The sequence below is a fragment of the Clostridium puniceum genome (genome assembly GCF_002006345.1).
In the GTDB taxonomy this organism is placed as follows: Bacteria; Bacillota; Clostridia; order Clostridiales; family Clostridiaceae; genus Clostridium; species Clostridium puniceum.
In genome coordinates, this window is record NZ_LZZM01000053.1 from 1 (window position 1) to 16,999 (window position 16,999).

Here is a 16,999-nt window from a genome sequence, read left to right on the forward strand (position 1 = left end):
AGATTAGATTTCCCATAGCGTAAGCTAGTAAGACCCCTTGAAGACTACAAGGTTGATAGGTCAGAGGTGTAAGTATGGTAACATATTTAGCTGACTGATACTAATAGGTCGAGGGCTTGACCAATATATAATCAAGTTGTAAATATACATTCAAAATTATATGCAATTTTGAAAGAACATAGTTTTTTTCAAAATATAACTAAATAAATCTCGTGACGATGGCATAGAGGTAACACTCCTTTCCATTCCGAACAGGACAGTTAAGGTCTATTACGCTGATGGTACTGCATGGGTGACTATGTGGGAGAGTAAGAAGTTGCGAGGTAAGATGGCTCGATAGCTCAGTCGGTAGAGCAGAGGACTGAAAATCCTCGTGTCACTGGTTCGATTCCAGTTCGAGCCACCATAATGGCGCTATAGCCAAGTGGTAAGGCAGAGGTCTGCAAAACCTTTATCCCCAGTTCAAATCTGGGTGGCGCCTCCAAATTATTAGAAATAGCTTATACTATAACTTTAAAATAAGTTAATAGTATAGGTTATTTTTTGTTAAGTTACAAAAATTGAAAAATATATAAGATAAAAAGGATATGTTATTTAAACATATCCTTTTTATATAATATAAAAGCAACAATAGCACATATTACTAATGTTAAAATCATTACTATTGAAAATCCATTCGGATTATCAGGAGAGATTGGCAACTGTATGTTCATACCAAATATTCCACCAATAATAGTTGGTATTGCCATAAGTATTGTAACTGAAGCAAGAACCTTCATTACTATATTTAGATTATTAGATATTACAGAAGCAAAGAAATCCATTGTACTTGCTAATATATTGCTATAAATTTCAGTCATTTCAATAGCTTGCTTGTTTTCTATAATAACATCTTCTAAAACATCTTTATCTTCTTCATATTTTTGCATTAATTCTAATTTCAACATTTTTTCTAATGTTATTTCGTTAGCTTTTAATGAGGTAGAAAAATAAACTAGGGATTTTTCTAAAGAATGTAATTGAATAAGTTCTCTATTTTTCATTGATTTATGTAATCGTTTCTCAATCATCAAACTTTTTTTATCAATTTGTCTTAGATACAATAAGTAGTAAGTTGATATTCTGTTTAAGATTTGTAATGTAAATCTTGATTTTTTAAAAGTATAAAATGATTTAATTTTATGATTAATAAAGTCTGTAAGTACTTTACTATTTTTTAAACAGACAGTTATTAATTGTTTATCAGTATGTATTATTGCTAATGGGTATGTATCATAAGTTAATGAATTGTCTTCCATTTCTGTAAAAGGAATATCAACTATTATCAATAATGAATCATCTTCAATGTCAATACGTGAAGTTTCCTCATCATCTAGAGCTGCTTTCAAAAATTCAGGATCTACTCCTGTTTTTTTTGATATTAATATTAGCTCTTCATCAGAAGGTGCAACTATATTTATCCATGCACCATTTTCTATTGTATCGAGTGATTTTAGCGTAGGATTAAATTCACCTTCACTCTTATAAATTTGAATCAATTTATAACACCTCCTAAACAGTACAACTAATATTATACTATTATAAGGAGGTTTGTAAATATAAAGTGGCTTAAAGATTATTTAGGAGGTATCAAATTTTACTTTTTGTATCATTAAAAAATTCAAATTTAACTTCATTGAGAAGGTTTTTATTTTTTATTAAATCTATACCAGTTAAGGCTAAGGAGGCTGCTGTAATAGTACATTGTTTTAAAGCAAATGAAGAGATAGTCGCTTTTGCAAATTCTAAAGTCCCATATTTAATAGCATTATTATCAGTTATAGAGATATAAGGATGTATACAAGGAACTTTATGGCTCACATCTCCAATGCTTAATCCAGCATAAACATCTTTAGCAGGATTAATATTAATTATTCCATTTTCTTTGAGATTATGACTAAATAGTCTATTTAAAGTACGATTTGTAATTAACTCTCTATTTGGTGATTCGTATAAGAAAAATGTATTAGAGATATCTATTAATTTAGATACATAATTTGCAATTTTTCTTATTTTATCATAAGCATAGTTAGCTGTTTTGGTGTCTGATGCACGAATGCAAAATTTAATTTCAGAATTAGATGGAAGTAGCAGTGTAGTATAACCTCCATTTGAGATAATTGAGTTTATTTCTAGGTTATCTGGGAAACCTTTTTTTATAGAATTTAAAATGTTAAGCGTTAATAAAACACCATCTAAAGAACTATAGGAATTTTTATTTAAAAACGTTAATTTATTTTCACCTTCGAATTTAAGACCCAAAGGAATAATTGATGAGGATGAACCACTTTCACAGGTAGATACATCAGGATGAGCTAGCATGACAGCATCTATATCATCAAAAACACCTTGCTTGACCATAGTACCTTTAGTTCCACCCAAATATTCACCAGGACATCCAATTAATATTACAGAACCACCAATTTTATCTACAACATTACCTAAAGCTAATGCAGCAGCTACAGATATGGTAGAAACTAAATTATGCCCTGTAATGTGACCTTCATCTTTTATAGCATCATATTCACAAAGATAACAAATTTTTGGATGACCATTTCCCTTTATAGCTATGAATGCATTTTCAATATCTAAAAAATTTGTTCTAATTTCAAAATTATATTTATGTAATAGGTTGCAAATATATTTAGAAGCTTTAAACTCATGGTAACTTATTTCAGGATTATCATGTAAGTAAGTGCATAAATTTTTTAGATCATCACTACAGGTAGATAAGAATGAAGTTATATTTTCTCTCATAAATTTAATTTTACTTAAAACCAATAAAATAAATTCTACATTAATATATAGTATTTATTTTCTTCTGTTTTATAGTAAAGCCTCCTTTCTTTTTTTCTTTTATTAATAATTACTGTATTAGTTGTTAATTTAGTTTTATTATTCATATTCAATAAGAAATACTTCTGCTTTATTATTATTGCCAATAATTTAAAAAATATCTATTCAGTTCAATATATGATAGTTAGATTTATAACTTTGTATTAGAAATAAACAAAGAGGTAATAATTATATAAGAAACATAAATAGATAGAATACAATAGTTATTACAACGAATATGTCATACAGGTAATATTAATATAGAACAAAATGATTGCCAGTATTATTTGCAATTAGATAAATTGTTTAATCAAAAATTGAAGGGGGAATATAAATGGAAAAATTAAATAAATTATGTGTTATGTGTGGAGCAATTGATTATGATGGTATAATATTGAATGGGGAAACAATTTGCAAGGCATGTGAAGAAAAAATTATAAATACCAAAGTAGTTGATTCTGATTATGATATTTATAAAGAAAAAATTAAAATAGTTTTATTTGATCAACATGCTATAGAGTAGATTATTTATATTAAACATTGTTAAGTGTGAGGTATTCGTATGAAAAAAGGTTTATTTATAGTTTTTGAAGGTGGAGAGGGTACAGGAAAAACAACTGCAATAGATTCAATATATGATTGGATTATAGAAAATAAATTTAAATGTATAAAGACTAGAGAACCAGGAGGAATTAAGATATCAGAACAAATAAGACAAGTTATCTTAAATACAGAAAATAAGGCTATGGATCCTAGAACAGAAGCACTTCTTTATGCAGCAGCCAGAAGACAGCATCTTGTAGAAAAGGTGATACCAGCCTTAGAAGATGGTATAATAGTTCTTTGTGATAGATTTATAGATTCATCTTTAGCATACCAAGGATATGCAAGGAATTTAGGAATTGAAGAAGTTATGAGTATAAATAAATTTGCAATTGAAGAATATATGCCTGATTTATCAATATTATTTGATCTTAATCCTAGAATAGGATTAGAAAGAATTAATAATAATAAAGATAGAGAAATAAATAGATTGGATTTAGAAAAACTAGATTTTCATGAAAAAGTTAGAGTTGGATATAATATTATTTATGAAAATAATAAGGACAGGATTATAAAAATAGATGCTGACCAATCAAAAGAAAATATAATTAATCAAATAAAAAATATATTAAAACTTAAAATATGGACAAATGCAAACTAAATTATAAAAAAGCCTTTTATTTGTGGTAAAATAGTAGATATTGAATTATTTTATTTTAATGGTTAATTAAAAAGTTAAAGTATTATTAAATAAGGTAATAAATATTTGATTATAATATTAAAAGGGTGGTAATTATGATGAAGTTAATAATTGCAATTGTTCAAGATGAAGATTCAACAGATGTTATAGAAGCTTTAACAGAAGAGAATTATAGAGTAACAAAATTAGCAACTACAGGAGGATTCCTTAAATCTGGGAATACTACTTTAATGGTAGGTGTTGAAGAGGAAAAAGTCCAGTCTGTCATTGACGTTATTAAGGAAATCTGCAAAAAGAGAAAAGAAATATTAGTTACACCAACTACTTTAGGTAGTAGTGAAGGTGGATATATGCAACAATATCCTGTACAAATTAATGTAGGTGGTGCTACTATATTTGTACTTGATGTAGATCAGTTTATTAAAATATAATACAGAGGAGCTGCAAGCATTGAGAAAAATAGTCGGACATAAAAATATTATTGATAGTATAAATAATAGAAAATTAAATGATTCATTTTCTCATGCAAATTTAATAGTTGGAAATGATGGGATCGGAAAGAGTGTAATAGCTAAATATATGTCAGCTCAAATTATAGACAAAAGAGATGATATTGAAAATGTTGATATTGTAAAATATTATCCTTCATCAAGTTCTTTTGGTGTTGATGATGTTAGAAATATCATATCTGAAGTTAATAAAAAGCCTTATGAAGGTGACAGAAAAGTACTTATATTATATAAGTGCGATAAATTAACGGTTCAGGCACAAAATGCATTACTAAAAACTATTGAGGAACCACCTAAGGGTGTATATTTAGTATTATTAAGTGATTCTTTAGAAATGATTTTAGATACTATACAATCTAGATGCCAAATATATAAATTAACTCCATTAAATAAAGAAGATGTATTAACTTATATTGAAGAAAAGTATACAGATTTACCTACTGAGAATAAAAAATCTGCATTAGCATACGGTACAGGAGTACCTGGAAAGGTAGATAGGTTCATAGGTGATGAGAAATTAAAAAGATTAAGAGATATATGTATAGAGTTATTTGAAGATATTTTAAAAAGAGAACAAGGACTCGTATTAAAATATGAAGAATTATTTAAGAATTCAAAAGATGATAAACTTGAATTATTAGATATACTTCTGTCATATATAAGAGATATTATGCTATTTAAGGAACTTAATGATAGTGAACTCATTGTTAATTTTGATAAAGTAGAGAAAATAAAAAACATATCAATAGGAATATCTTATAAAAAGTTAAATAGTATGTTAGAATACATAACAGAAGCTAGAATAAATTTTAGTAGTAATACAAACTATTCAATGACCATAGGTGTATTGCTTATGGGATTTGCGGAGGTATAATTAATGATAAAGGTTATAGGAGTAAGATTCAAAAAGGCAGGAAAAATATATTATTTTAGTCCATTAGAATTAAATATAAAAAAAGACGATTATGTAATAGTAGAAACAGCTAGAGGAATAGAATTTGGTGAATGTGTTATAGGCATTAAACAAATACAAGAAGAAGACATAGTATCACCTTTAAAAAATGTTATTAGAATTGCTGATGAAAAGGATATTAATAAACATAAAGAAAATAAAGAAAAAGAAAAAGAAGCATTGGATATATGTTTACAAAAAATAGAAGAACATAAATTAGATATGAAATTAATAGATGTAGAGTATACATTTGATAATCATAAAGTCATATTTTATTTTACAGCAGATGGCAGAGTTGACTTTAGAGAATTAGTTAAGGATTTAGCTACCATATTTAAAACTAGAATAGAATTAAGACAAATAGGGGTACGTGATGAAGCTAAAATGATCGGTGGGCTTGGACCATGTGGAAGACCTATGTGTTGTTCTACTTTTCTAGGGGATTTCGCATCAGTATCTATAAAGATGGCAAAGGAACAAAATCTTTCATTAAATCCAACAAAAATATCAGGGATATGTGGAAGATTAATGTGTTGTTTGAATTATGAGCAAAATACATACGAAGATATAAGAAAGAGATTGCCTAAGGTTGGCTCTATTGTTAAAACAGAAGTAGGAAATGGCGAAGTTGTAGGCAATTCAATAGTTAAAGAACTTGTTAAAGTTAAAATTAAAAGAGGAAATGAAGATGTTGTTGAAGAATTTAAGATAACAGATGTAGAGTTGGTTTCTGGAAAGTATGAAGATACGATTGATGAAAATAATATTAAATTAATTGTTGAATCAGAGGAAGATAAAAAATTAATAAAAGATCTTATTAATGAGAAATAGGAGGAGTTTCTATGAAATCTATTATTAAGATTTGTAATATGGAATCTCATAGAGATAGCAATTTAATTCAAGAAACTGTTGCTAATAATTCAGGGGTAATAGCTAGTGAAATATCGTTAGAAAAGAAAGAAGTTGTAATAATATATAATGAAGCTTTTTTGAACATTCAAGAAATTATTGATTCAATAGAAGACTTAGGATATGTAGTTATTGAGTCTAAATTATAAAGTTATTGTAAAAAAATAGTCATAGATATCATAAAACACTTTTAAAAGATTAGAATACATGTTAAAATGTAATTGGTTAATTACCGCAATTTATTAGGAGGTGTTCTAAGATGGCATTTGTTATTAATGATTCATGTGTTAGCTGTGGAGCATGTGCTGGAGAATGTCCAGTTAGTGCTATAACTCAAGGAGATACTCTATACGTTATCGATGCAGATACTTGTATTGATTGTGGAAACTGTGCTAATGTTTGCCCAGTAGGAGCTCCAAACCAAGAATAATAAAAAGGGATCGTCTTTAAGGCGATCTTTTTTATTACTCTTGGTTTTATTTATAAAGATTTATAAATATATGTTTTGCAACATCTCTATCTGATTGATCGCATGATGATTTGTATTTAAGTATATGGAGGTGTTAGTATTATACACTCAGATTCATATATAAAGGTTAAGTCTGAAATATTTAATATATTTGAATTAATTTTTCGAATATGTTTCATAGATGTAATAAAATTTTTAGGATTATCTAAATATAATGAAGTACTATTAGTCTTATAGTGCATAGGAATTATATATTTAGGACAAATAAGATTACAAAGCTTTGTTGCATCAAGTCCATTTAATGTGAAATTCCCACCAATTGGTATAAGTAAAATGTCAATATTTCTAAGCTTTTCTAGAACTGAAGAAGATGGAATATGTCCTAGGTTTCCTAAGTGACACACTGAATATTTGTTGTCTTTAAAAATATAAATAATATTCGGTCCTCTTTTAAAACCATTATATTTATCTTGAAATGAATTGAGTCCTTCTATTTCTAAAGAATCCATATAAAAAGTCCCTGCTTCATTAATTACTTTTGCTGTAGGATTATGACTATTTAAATATAAATTATTATAATAGCTACTACTAGTAGTTACTAAATCGCATTGTGGAAAGTTGTTTTTGCATCCATTAGGATTATCAAATGGATCAATTAGAATTCTCTTACCAATTGATGTCTTTATAAGAAAAGAAGAATATCCATACCAAATTATTTGCATAAAAAGCCTCCATGAATTAGAATTAATACATGTTTTATATTATTAACATATAAAACTAGAAATAATCATAAATTTATATTGATAGATATGTTTTCAAAATAATATACATTAAAATAAATAATATTAGTTTGATTTTATGAAGAGTTAAAATTATATATAGATACTTTAAAAAATAAAAAGATTATAGTATAATAATGTAAAGTCAAAGTAAGTCAAAAACAGATATTTTAAATTTAAGTAGGTGATGTTATGGCAAGACTTTCAGATGTAATAGAGGCTTTTATAAAGCAACTTTTTGATGAAAACAGAGATAAGGTGATTTTTATACAAAGAAATGAATTGGCAGATCAGTTTAGATGTGCACCATCTCAAATAAATTATGTATTAACAACTAGATTCACTTATGAAAGAGGATACTTAATTGAAAGTAAAAGAGGTGGTGGAGGTCATATAGCTATTAAGCAGTTAGAATATGATAATTCAGATAAAAGAGAAAAATTAATAAGCGAGAGTATAGGAGAGGCAATGACATATCATAATGCGAATGCCTTATTAAATCATTTATTAGAGTCTGGAATTATTCAAGATAGGGAATGTGAAATAATGAAAATAGCAATAAATGATAGAAGTTTAACTTCAGCAGAGAATAAAAATAGAGTAAGAGCAGATATTTTAAAAGCAATGATGATGATAATTTTATCTTAAAGGTGGGATATATATGTTGTGTGAAAAATGCAAGAAAAATGAGGCGAAGGTAAATTTAATTACAGTAATAAATGGACAAAAACATGAAATTTGGTTGTGTGATACTTGTGTAAAAGATATATCTAACATTCCATTTTTTAGTTCAATTAGTCAAAATGGAAATGTTTCATTTCAAGGGATGCTTACAGAAATGTTATCAAGTGTAGGTAATAAAGCTAATATAGATAATAATCAAGTAAATGAAATTGTTTGTACAAATTGTGGATTAACTTATGACGAGTTTAAAAAATCAGGAAAATTAGGTTGTGCTGATTGCTATGTAGCATTCAAAATTGTTCTTGAGCCAAGAATAAAAAGTTTACAAGTTGGTATAAAGCACATAGGTAAAATACCAAGTATGAAAGGTGAAGAACTAGTTAGAAGAAAAAAACTTAAGGATTTAAAGGCAGAAATGCAAAAATTAATTGTAACAGAAGAATATGAAAAGGCAGCTTTTGTAAGAGATGAAATTAAAAAATTAGAACTTTATATATTAGAAAGCAATATAAATAAAGAACCAGTGCATGTAAAGGAGGAGAATTGTGATGGACAGTTTGACTCATAATAATAGAAAAAAAGGCGTAGTATTAAGGAGTAAGATATTACTAGCTAGAAATTTTAGTGATTTACCTTTTCCTAATAAATTAAATTATATAAAAGGTAGGAATAATGGTAAAAAAATATATAGCTTGCTCAAAAACGAATTAATTAATGAAGAATTTACATTATATGAAAATTGGAATATAAAAGAAGAATTTGGTAAACAATATTTAGAAAGAGACTTAATTACTGAAGAGCTTATTAGAAATTCAGATAAAAGTTCATTCATTTTAAATAAAGAAGAGAATGTTAGTATTATGATAAATGAAAAAGATCATGTTAATCTTCAATGCATAAGTAATGGATTAAATTTAGAAGAAGCATTTAAAAGTGCAATAAATATTGATGATAAAATAGAACAAAATTTTGACTATGCATTTGATGAAAAATTAGGATATTTAACAGCATCTCCAGAAAATATTGGTACAGGAATGAAAGCATCAGTAATAGTGCATTTACCTGCACTTACAATGAGTGAAGAAGTTAAGAATATTTCAAAGAATCTTGGAAAATTAGGATTTAACATAAAAGGTTTATACTTAGATGATAATAAGGCATATGGGAATTTTTATAGAATAGCTAATAAGGTATCTTTAGGATTATCAGAAGAAGATATTATAACTAAATTAAAAGAAGAAGTATTAAACATAATAAGACAAGAAAATAAATTTAGAGAAATATTGCTTAGTAAATGTAAATATGAATTAGAAGATAAGGTATATAGGTCATATGCAATACTTAGGAGTGCAGTTCTTTTAGATTATAAGGAAACTATTGAATTAATATCTAATGTTAGATTAGGATCAGAACTTTCATTTATAGATATTGATGAAAATGATTTAGATAAACTGCTTATGCTTATAAGTGACGCATCTCTTCAAAATTGTTTAGGAAGATATTTAGATGCTAAGGAAATTAAGTATGAAAGAGCAAGATTAGTGTACAAAATATTAAATTAAGGAGTTTGGAGGTTTTAAATCAATGGAATATAACAAATTAACAGAAAGGGCGCAGGTAGTAATTCTAGAAGCTGAAAATGAGTCGGAAAAGTTTAAACATGGATACGTTGGAACAGAACATGTATTGCTTGGTATTTTAAAAGAAGATGGACACTCAGCTAAATTGTTAAAAAAACATGGTGTTGATAGTGAAAATATCAAGGCAATGATACAGAAATATTTGGGATATGGTGATATCAAGAAATCAGATGATAACATTTTATTAACACCTAGAACAAAAAGAGTAGTTGATGAGAGTTTTGCTGCAGCGAAAAAGCTGAACCATAGATATGTTAGCCCAGAACATATCTTATTATCATTGCTTAATCAAGAAGAAGGAATGGCATATACTATTCTAAAAAGTTTAAATATTAATTTCACTATTATAAGTGAGGAATTGCTTGTATTCTTATCTGGAGCTTATGAAGATAGGTCTACTGATAGTAAGACAATAGAGAATGGCAAAAGAAAAAGCACTCCTATGTTAGATAAGTATGGCAGAGATTTAACTGCTTTATCTAAGGAGCAAGGCTTAGATCCTGTTATAGGAAGAGAAGTAGAAACACAAAGATTGTTAGAAATTCTTTGCAGAAGAATCAAAAATAATCCTTGTTTAATTGGTGAACCAGGAGTTGGTAAAACAGCAGTTGTTGAAGGATTAGCTCAAAGGATTGTTCAAGGTAATATTCCAGAGATACTTAAAAATAAAAGAGTTATTTCATTAGATTTAACTTCTATGATTGCAGGAGCAAAATATAGAGGTGAATTTGAAGAAAGATTAAAAAAGACCATGGAAGAGATTGTTAAGGATAAAGACATTATTATTTTCATAGATGAAATTCATACTATAATTGGTGCAGGTGGAGCAGAAGGTGCTATTGATGCTTCAAATATATTAAAACCAGCTCTAGCTAGAGGCGAAATTCAATGTATTGGAGCAACAACTATTGATGAATATAGAAAATATATTGAAAAAGACTCAGCTTTAGAAAGAAGATTTCAACCTATAACTGTAGGTGAGCCTTCAAAAGAGGAAACTTTGGAAATTTTAAAAGGTTTAAGAGATAAATATGAAGCACATCACAGGGTTGAGATTACAGATGAAGCGTTACAAGCAGCTGTAAATTTATCAGATAGATATATAACAGACAGATTTATGCCCGATAAAGCTATTGACTTAATGGATGAAGGTGCAGCTAAAGTAAGAATTCAGAATTTAACAACACCGCCAGATTTAAAAGAATTAGAAGAAAAAATTCAAGATATAGATAAGGAAAAAGAAGAAGCTATAAGAGTTCAGGATTTTGAAAGAGCTGCTAATTTAAGAGATAATCAAAGAGAATTAAAGGATCAATTAAGTAATATGAAAGAAAATTGGGATACCCAAAATTCTATTAAAACATTAATTGTAGATACAGAGAATATTGCGAGTGTAGTTTCTTCATGGACTAAAATTCCAATACAAAAGTTAAATGAATTAGAGAGCGAAAGACTACTTCACTTAGAAGAAATATTGCATAAGAGAGTTGTTGGCCAAAATGAAGCTGTAAAGTCTATTGCAAGAGCTGTAAGAAGAGCAAGAGTTGGAATTAAAGATCCAAATAGACCAATTGGAAGCTTTATATTTTTAGGACCAACAGGAGTTGGAAAGACAGAACTTTCAAAAGCACTTGCGGAAGTTATGTTTGGAGATGAAAACAGTATTATAAGAGTTGATATGTCAGAATATATGGAAAGTCATTCTGTATCTAAATTAATAGGGTCTCCACCAGGATATGTAGGACATGATGATGGGGGACAGCTTACAGAAGCAGTTAGAAGAAAACCATATTCAATAGTTCTTTTAGATGAGATTGAAAAAGCTCATACTGATATATTTAATATTTTACTTCAAATAATGGAAGATGGAAGACTTACAGATGGCAAGGGAAAAGTTGTTAATTTTAAAAATACAATAATAATAATGACTTCTAATGTTGGAGCACATCAAATTAAAAAGCAAAAGAGCATAGGATTTAATAGTAACAGTTCTAATAATGAAACTGAATATGAAAAGATGAAGGAAAGCATATTAGAAGAATTAAAACAAAAATTTAAACCTGAATTTTTAAATAGAATAGATGATACAATAGTATTCCATAAATTAAGTGATGAAGATTTAGATAAGATTATAGATTTAATGCTTGAATCTATAAGAGAAAGACTTGAAGGCAGAGATATATATCTAAATTTTGAAGAAGACAGTAAGAAGTTCTTGTTAAGCAAGGGAATAGATCTTGATTATGGTGCAAGACCTTTAAGAAGACTTATTGTAAAAGAAGTTGAAGATAGACTAAGTGAAGAAATCTTACAAGGAAATATACGCCTTGGAGATAGGGTAAAAGTTAGTGAGTTAGAAAATAAACTTGTTTTCAGCAAATTAGTAGAGGAATAGTAAAAAATAATTTAAAGGTGATAAACTGCTTTAAGAATATAAATAAAATATGTGATTGAAGCAGTTTTTTTATTAAATGTATTAGAAGAGATTAATATTTTGCATAATTCAGATTTAAAAGAGATTTTATACTATAAAACCGAAGTTAGAGCGGGAGGCGAAATGGAATGAGTAAAGAAAGAAAAGAATTAGATTTAATGATAATTGGTGGAGGACCAGCAGGTTTTACGGCGGCAATGTATGCTGGAAGAGCGAAATTAAACACCTTGTTATTAGAAAATGAGATTCTAGGAGGTCAAGTTAGAAATAGTTATACTATAGAAAATTACCCAGGGTTTAAACAGATTGATGGTGGCAAACTAGCTGATATATTCCAAGAGCAGGCAGAAGCACTTGGAGCTAAAATAGATGAATTTGATTCTATTCAAAATGTAGATATTTCAGATGATAAAAAAATAGTAGAAACTGAATCATATATATATGAGCCTAAAGCTATAATATTTGCAACAGGAGCATCACCTAAAAAGATACCTATTCCACAAGAAAGTCAGTTTGCAGGAAAAGGAATTCATTATTGTGCAATCTGCGATGGCGCAATGTATCAAGGAAAGAAGCTAGCAGTTGTAGGTGGAGGAAATTCAGCTTTGGAAGAATCTATATTTCTAACTAGATTTGCTGAAAAAGTTTATTTAATAAGACGTTATGATTATTTTAAGGGTGAACAAGCGTTAATAGATGAAGTTTTTAATCATCCTAAAATAGAAGTGTTACTTAATGAAGATTTAGTAGAGGCTAAAGGAAATGAATTTTTAGAAGCAATCACTATTAGGAATACAAAAACTCAAGAATTAAGTAATTTAGAGGTAAATGCAGTTTTTGGATGTATAGGCAATGAACCAAGAACAGAAGTAGCGAAAGAATATTTAAAATTAAATGAGCAAGGGTATATAATAACAGACGAAGACATGCAAACAAATATTAATGGTGTGTATGCGGCCGGTGATGTTAGAGAAAAGAAATATAGACAAATAACAACAGCTGTTGCAGATGGAACAATAGCACTTTTAAATGCAGAGAAATATATACTAAAAAATAATAAAAGAGGCGAATAATCGCCTCTTAATTATTTACCTAAAGCTTTTAAAATAGCGGGTTTATCAAATCCTATAATGATATTATTATTAATGTCTAATACAGGAACACCCATTTGATTAGACTTTTTAATCATTTCTTCTCTGGCTACCATATCGTCTTGTACGTTTAATTCTTCAAAATCGATATTTTCTGATTTTAGATAATTTTTTACCTTAACACACCAAGGACAAGTATTAGTAGTATATACTTTTATCATAAATACGCCTCCTTAATTAATAATAATTATTTTATAATTAATATTATAATATAGTTTATATAAGCTATCAATATAGTATGAGAAATAATCAATAGTTTTATTAATTTAATTATAATTTATAAAATAAAAGTTTGGCAGAATTGCCTGTTATAATAATATTAAATTTATTTAAGGAGAGCAGAGAAAATATATGTTATAGACTTATCTTATTAAATAATCGAAATAATATCTATTAAAGAGTAAAAGGAGATATTTATGAAAAAGAAAACATTATATAGATGCTCAAGTTGTGGTTTTGAAAGTATAAAATGGCTTGGCAAATGTCCAACTTGTAATAGCTGGAATACATTGGAGGAGACTGTTGTTGAGTCAAAGAGTATGGAAACAAAAGTGCGACAAGCATCTAAAAAGCCAATAAAAAAGCTTTTTGAAGTAGTTTCTAATAAGAGTGATAGAATTGTTACAGGAATAAATGAATTTGATAGAGTCATGGGAGGTGGAATTGTAAAAGATTCAATTTCAATAATAACTGCCAGACCCGGTGCCGGAAAATCAACTTTACTACTTCAAATTTCAGATGTGATAGCTCAAAAAGGGTATAAAGTAATTTATGCATCGGGAGAAGAAAGTGATAGCCAGATAAAAAATAGGGCAGATAGAATTCTTGACAAGATTCATGAAGATATATGGGTATTACAAGAAACAAGTCTTGATAATGTATTAGATGCAGTTGAAGAAATAAATCCAGATATGTTAATTGTAGATAGTATACAAACATTTACTATGGAATCATCGTTACCAGCAAGGGCAGGTTCTCCTACACAAACCATGGAATGTGCTAATGCATTACTTCAAGTTGCAAAAAACGATAAAAGACCGAGAGCTGTTATTGTAGTAGGACAAATGACTAAGAATGACGAATTAGCAGGATTAAGAGCATTAGAACATTTAGTTGATACAGTTCTTATAATAGAAGATGATAATGATGAAGAATTACGTGTACTTGTAAGTTCCAAAAATAGATTTGGTGGCATTGAAAATGGATTTTTTCAAATGTGTGAGAAAGGTGTTATTTCAATCGATAATCCATCAGAATTTTTTATGACAAAACGTGAAGAAGGAGAAGTGGTATCAGGAAGTGCATTAACTGTAATTAAAGAAGGAACACGAGCGATTATAACGGAGATAGAGAGCTTAGTGTCAAAAAGTTTTACGCCATATCCTACACGTATAGGAGAAACTTTAGGGAAAGATAAACTGAATACATTAATATCCATATTAGAACAGCGTGGTGGTATTAATTTATATGATAAGAATGTGATCATTAAAACTACTGGTGGTATGAAGATTAGAGAACAAGGTATTAATTTAGCTGTCATAATGAGTATAGTATCATCTGTAAAGCAGCAAGGGATTGAATCTAATATTGCATTTATAGCTGATGTAGGACTGACTGGTGAATTAAAAAAAGTGCCATCAATAGAAAGCCGAGTTAAAGAACTTGAAAGAATGGGATTTAAAAAAGTCTATGTTGCAAAAGACTCATTTATAAGAGGAACAACTTTTAAAGAGATTGAAGTAATTGAATTAAAAACATTAATGAATGTAATAAGTCATGTATATAATAATTAGTGAATATTTATTAAAAGAAAGCACCGGATTTTAAATTATAGCTAATGATTAATTTAAAAGTTTCTAAAGGTAATACTCAACTAAAATATAGGCTTTTAATCAAAAATTATATATTAAAATGGTTTGTATATGAATAATGAAACATATACAAACATATTTCTACAAAAAAATATATCATATTTAATTTTAGCAAATATGATTGAGAGATTATAGTTATTATAGTATTATAGTTTTAGAGCTTAAATTTTGATTTTTTAGGGATTAATTGGATATAATTTTTACTAAAATATGGGAAAGAGGATAAGGCTAATCATTAATGAAGAACAGTAAATAAAAAATAAATAATAGTTTGAAGAAATTGGGTGAGTGTATGAGAATAGAAAAAGGAATAGGAATAAAAAATGTCTTAAAGATAATGTGCCCAGGCACTCAACTACGGGAAGGCCTTGAAAATATATTGAGGGCAAAAACTGGTGGATTAATAGTAATTGGAGACGATGAAGAAGTTATGAAACTAGTTGATGGAGGGTTTTATATTAACTCTGAGTATACTCCATCATATGTATATGAACTAGCTAAAATGGATGGAGCTATAGTAATAACTGAAGATTTAAAAAAGATTGTCTGTGCAAATGCGCAGCTAATACCGGATTCATCGATTCCAACCTATGAAACAGGAACTAGGCATAGAACTGCACATAGAGTAGCAAAACAAACTAATAAGATAGTAATTGCAATATCTCAAAGAAGAAATATAATAACCATGTACAAAGGTGACATAAAATATGTATTGAGAGAAAGCAGTATAATTTTAGGTAAAGCTAATCAAGCAATTCAAACATTAGAAAAATATGTTGCGGTTCTTGAACGTGTTATTAACAATTTGAACATACTGGAATTTCAAGATTTAACAACACTTTTTGACGTGGTTACTGCAGTGCAAAGAACTGAAATGGTAATGAGAATAGTAGAAGAAATTAATATGTATATATTAGAGCTTGGAAATGAAGGCAGATTAATATCTATGCAGCTTAATGAATTAATAAGGCATATTGAAAGAGATGGAATATTATTAATTAAAGATTATTGCAAGGATTGTTTAAAATATACAGATATATATGAACATATTCAAAAATTAAATGCTACAGAACTATTAGATTTAGATGCAATTTCAAGAGCGTTAGGTTATGGTGGAATTCCAATTATGGACACATTAATATCTCCAAAGGGATATCGGGTATTAAGTAAAGTGCCAAGGATACCAGCTAATGTAATTGATAATCTTATAAAAGAATTTAAAGAGCTAAGTAATATAGTAGATGCTGATATAATTGATTTAGATAATGTAGAGGGAATAGGTGATGCTAGAGCTACTGCTATTAAAGATGGATTGAAGCGTATAAAAGAGCATGTGCTACTAAAGAAAGAAATATAATAATAATTTTTTCTAGAAAAGAAATTATTTAAGTAATTAAAAACGTATAATTTATTCTAATAAATTACTGTTGAATTTAAACATTTTTTATATTAATCTGAATTTTGTAATTAAACTTAATAATTTA

The 16,999-nt window shown here is 28.0% G+C and carries 18 protein-coding genes, 2 tRNA genes and 2 rRNA genes; 18 read left to right on the plus strand and 4 right to left on the minus strand.

Going from position 1 to position 16,999, the window contains the following annotated elements:
• The 4 genes from CLPUN_RS04235 to CLPUN_RS04250 form a co-directional block, all read left to right on the plus strand.
• A 23S ribosomal RNA gene (locus CLPUN_RS04235) occupies positions 1 to 124 on the plus strand; the annotation flags it as partial.
• Positions 125 to 208: 84 nt separating this feature from the next.
• A 5S ribosomal RNA gene (rrf, locus tag CLPUN_RS04240) occupies positions 209 to 325 on the plus strand.
• 5 nt (positions 326 to 330) lie between these two features.
• Positions 331 to 406 (plus strand) — tRNA-Phe (locus CLPUN_RS04245).
• A 4-nt stretch (positions 407 to 410) separates the two neighbouring features.
• Positions 411 to 484, plus strand: a tRNA-Cys gene (locus CLPUN_RS04250).
• 106 nt (positions 485 to 590) lie between these two features.
• On the opposite strand, the gene CLPUN_RS04255 is transcribed toward CLPUN_RS04250, so the two are convergent.
• Both CLPUN_RS04255 and CLPUN_RS04260 read right to left on the minus strand, forming a co-directional pair.
• Positions 591 to 1,538: a magnesium transporter CorA family protein gene (locus CLPUN_RS04255; protein WP_077846124.1), complete on the minus strand. Its 948-nt coding sequence runs from the start codon at positions 1,536 to 1,538 to the stop codon at positions 591 to 593.
• Between the two features lie 91 nt (positions 1,539 to 1,629).
• A complete protein-coding gene (locus CLPUN_RS04260) occupies positions 1,630 to 2,796 on the minus strand; it encodes a zinc-binding metallopeptidase family protein (protein ID WP_077846238.1) in 1,167 nt (388 codons plus the stop codon).
• A gap of 412 nt (positions 2,797 to 3,208) precedes the next feature.
• On the opposite strand from CLPUN_RS04260, the gene CLPUN_RS04265 reads away from it, so the two are divergent.
• The 7 genes from CLPUN_RS04265 (at position 3,209) to CLPUN_RS04295 (ending at position 6,917) form a co-directional block, all read left to right on the plus strand.
• Positions 3,209 to 3,397, plus strand: a complete 189-nt coding sequence (locus tag CLPUN_RS04265) for a sigma factor G inhibitor Gin (RefSeq protein ID WP_077846125.1) — start codon at positions 3,209 to 3,211, stop codon at positions 3,395 to 3,397.
• Positions 3,398 to 3,436: 39 nt separating this feature from the next.
• Positions 3,437 to 4,078: a dTMP kinase gene (gene tmk / locus CLPUN_RS04270; RefSeq protein WP_077846126.1), complete on the plus strand. Its 642-nt coding sequence runs from the start codon at positions 3,437 to 3,439 to the stop codon at positions 4,076 to 4,078.
• Positions 4,079 to 4,215: 137 nt separating this feature from the next.
• A complete protein-coding gene (locus CLPUN_RS04275; protein WP_077846127.1) occupies positions 4,216 to 4,548 on the plus strand; it encodes a cyclic-di-AMP receptor in 333 nt (110 codons plus the stop codon).
• Between the two features lie 19 nt (positions 4,549 to 4,567).
• Positions 4,568 to 5,500, plus strand: coding sequence for a DNA polymerase III subunit delta' (locus tag CLPUN_RS04280; protein ID WP_077846128.1), 933 nt, complete (start codon positions 4,568 to 4,570; stop codon positions 5,498 to 5,500).
• 3 nt (positions 5,501 to 5,503) lie between these two features.
• The gene (locus tag CLPUN_RS04285; protein WP_077846129.1) at positions 5,504 to 6,409 is read left to right on the plus strand and encodes a PSP1 domain-containing protein; all 906 of its coding nucleotides are present in this window, start codon (positions 5,504 to 5,506) and stop codon (positions 6,407 to 6,409) included.
• An 11-nt stretch (positions 6,410 to 6,420) separates the two neighbouring features.
• Entirely contained in the window at positions 6,421 to 6,636 is a 216-nt protein-coding gene (locus CLPUN_RS04290; protein ID WP_077846130.1) for a heavy-metal-associated domain-containing protein, read from the plus strand.
• A 110-nt stretch (positions 6,637 to 6,746) separates the two neighbouring features.
• The gene (locus CLPUN_RS04295; protein WP_077846131.1) at positions 6,747 to 6,917 is read left to right on the plus strand and encodes a DUF362 domain-containing protein; all 171 of its coding nucleotides are present in this window, start codon (positions 6,747 to 6,749) and stop codon (positions 6,915 to 6,917) included.
• Between the two features lie 116 nt (positions 6,918 to 7,033).
• Here the strand turns inward: CLPUN_RS04295 and CLPUN_RS04300 are convergent, their stop codons facing one another.
• Complete coding sequence (locus CLPUN_RS04300; protein ID WP_077846132.1) at positions 7,034 to 7,678, minus strand: MBL fold metallo-hydrolase; 645 nt, start codon at positions 7,676 to 7,678, stop codon at positions 7,034 to 7,036.
• Between the two features lie 249 nt (positions 7,679 to 7,927).
• Here CLPUN_RS04300 and CLPUN_RS04305 point away from each other — a divergent pair, with 249 nt between their 5' ends.
• The 5 genes from CLPUN_RS04305 to trxB all read left to right on the plus strand — a co-directional run bounded on the left by CLPUN_RS04305 (position 7,928) and on the right by trxB (position 13,566).
• Positions 7,928 to 8,383 carry a CtsR family transcriptional regulator gene (locus CLPUN_RS04305; RefSeq protein ID WP_077846133.1) on the plus strand — a complete coding sequence of 152 codons (456 nt, stop codon included), beginning with the start codon at positions 7,928 to 7,930 and terminating at the stop codon, positions 8,381 to 8,383.
• A 13-nt stretch (positions 8,384 to 8,396) separates the two neighbouring features.
• Positions 8,397 to 8,987 carry a UvrB/UvrC motif-containing protein gene (locus CLPUN_RS04310; protein ID WP_077846134.1) on the plus strand — a complete coding sequence of 197 codons (591 nt, stop codon included), beginning with the start codon at positions 8,397 to 8,399 and terminating at the stop codon, positions 8,985 to 8,987.
• Positions 8,965 to 9,981 (plus strand): protein arginine kinase, encoded by a 1,017-nt coding sequence (locus CLPUN_RS04315; RefSeq protein ID WP_423237280.1) that lies wholly within the window; start codon positions 8,965 to 8,967, stop codon positions 9,979 to 9,981. The genes CLPUN_RS04310 and CLPUN_RS04315 overlap by 23 nt, the downstream gene beginning before the upstream one ends.
• Positions 9,982 to 10,003: 22 nt before the next feature.
• The gene (locus CLPUN_RS04320; protein ID WP_077846136.1) at positions 10,004 to 12,454 is read left to right on the plus strand and encodes an ATP-dependent Clp protease ATP-binding subunit; all 2,451 of its coding nucleotides are present in this window, start codon (positions 10,004 to 10,006) and stop codon (positions 12,452 to 12,454) included.
• A gap of 167 nt (positions 12,455 to 12,621) precedes the next feature.
• Entirely contained in the window at positions 12,622 to 13,566 is a 945-nt protein-coding gene (trxB, locus tag CLPUN_RS04325) for a thioredoxin-disulfide reductase (protein ID WP_077846137.1), read from the plus strand.
• 11 nt (positions 13,567 to 13,577) lie between these two features.
• Here trxB and CLPUN_RS04330 read toward each other — a convergent pair whose 3' ends face one another.
• The gene (locus CLPUN_RS04330) at positions 13,578 to 13,805 is read right to left on the minus strand and encodes a glutaredoxin family protein (protein ID WP_077846138.1); all 228 of its coding nucleotides are present in this window, start codon (positions 13,803 to 13,805) and stop codon (positions 13,578 to 13,580) included.
• Between the two features lie 255 nt (positions 13,806 to 14,060).
• Here CLPUN_RS04330 and radA point away from each other — a divergent pair, with 255 nt between their 5' ends.
• On the plus strand, positions 14,061 to 15,437 hold the full coding sequence (gene radA, locus CLPUN_RS04335) for a DNA repair protein RadA (RefSeq protein ID WP_077846139.1): 1,377 nt from the start codon (positions 14,061 to 14,063) through the stop codon (positions 15,435 to 15,437).
• Between the two features lie 370 nt (positions 15,438 to 15,807).
• Positions 15,808 to 16,872, plus strand: coding sequence for a DNA integrity scanning diadenylate cyclase DisA (gene disA / locus CLPUN_RS04340; protein WP_077846140.1), 1,065 nt, complete (start codon positions 15,808 to 15,810; stop codon positions 16,870 to 16,872).
• The last annotated feature ends 127 nt before the right edge of the window (positions 16,873 to 16,999 follow it).

Coding starts and splice junctions, on each gene's coding strand:
- CLPUN_RS04260 (WP_077846238.1), bottom strand. CDS start 2,796: ATGAGAGAAAATATAACTTCATTCTTATCTACCTGTAGTGATGATCTA.
- trxB (WP_077846137.1), top strand. CDS start 12,622: ATGAGTAAAGAAAGAAAAGAATTAGATTTAATGATAATTGGTGGAGGA.
- CLPUN_RS04305 (WP_077846133.1), top strand. CDS start 7,928: ATGGCAAGACTTTCAGATGTAATAGAGGCTTTTATAAAGCAACTTTTT.
- CLPUN_RS04275 (WP_077846127.1), top strand. CDS start 4,216: ATGAAGTTAATAATTGCAATTGTTCAAGATGAAGATTCAACAGATGTT.
- CLPUN_RS04265 (WP_077846125.1), top strand. CDS start 3,209: ATGGAAAAATTAAATAAATTATGTGTTATGTGTGGAGCAATTGATTAT.
- CLPUN_RS04300 (WP_077846132.1), bottom strand. CDS start 7,678: ATGCAAATAATTTGGTATGGATATTCTTCTTTTCTTATAAAGACATCA.
- disA (WP_077846140.1), top strand. CDS start 15,808: ATGAGAATAGAAAAAGGAATAGGAATAAAAAATGTCTTAAAGATAATG.
- CLPUN_RS04320 (WP_077846136.1), top strand. CDS start 10,004: ATGGAATATAACAAATTAACAGAAAGGGCGCAGGTAGTAATTCTAGAA.
- CLPUN_RS04290 (WP_077846130.1), top strand. CDS start 6,421: ATGAAATCTATTATTAAGATTTGTAATATGGAATCTCATAGAGATAGC.
- tmk (WP_077846126.1), top strand. CDS start 3,437: ATGAAAAAAGGTTTATTTATAGTTTTTGAAGGTGGAGAGGGTACAGGA.
- radA (WP_077846139.1), top strand. CDS start 14,061: ATGAAAAAGAAAACATTATATAGATGCTCAAGTTGTGGTTTTGAAAGT.
- CLPUN_RS04310 (WP_077846134.1), top strand. CDS start 8,397: ATGTTGTGTGAAAAATGCAAGAAAAATGAGGCGAAGGTAAATTTAATT.
- CLPUN_RS04330 (WP_077846138.1), bottom strand. CDS start 13,805: ATGATAAAAGTATATACTACTAATACTTGTCCTTGGTGTGTTAAGGTA.
- CLPUN_RS04285 (WP_077846129.1), top strand. CDS start 5,504: ATGATAAAGGTTATAGGAGTAAGATTCAAAAAGGCAGGAAAAATATAT.
- CLPUN_RS04295 (WP_077846131.1), top strand. CDS start 6,747: ATGGCATTTGTTATTAATGATTCATGTGTTAGCTGTGGAGCATGTGCT.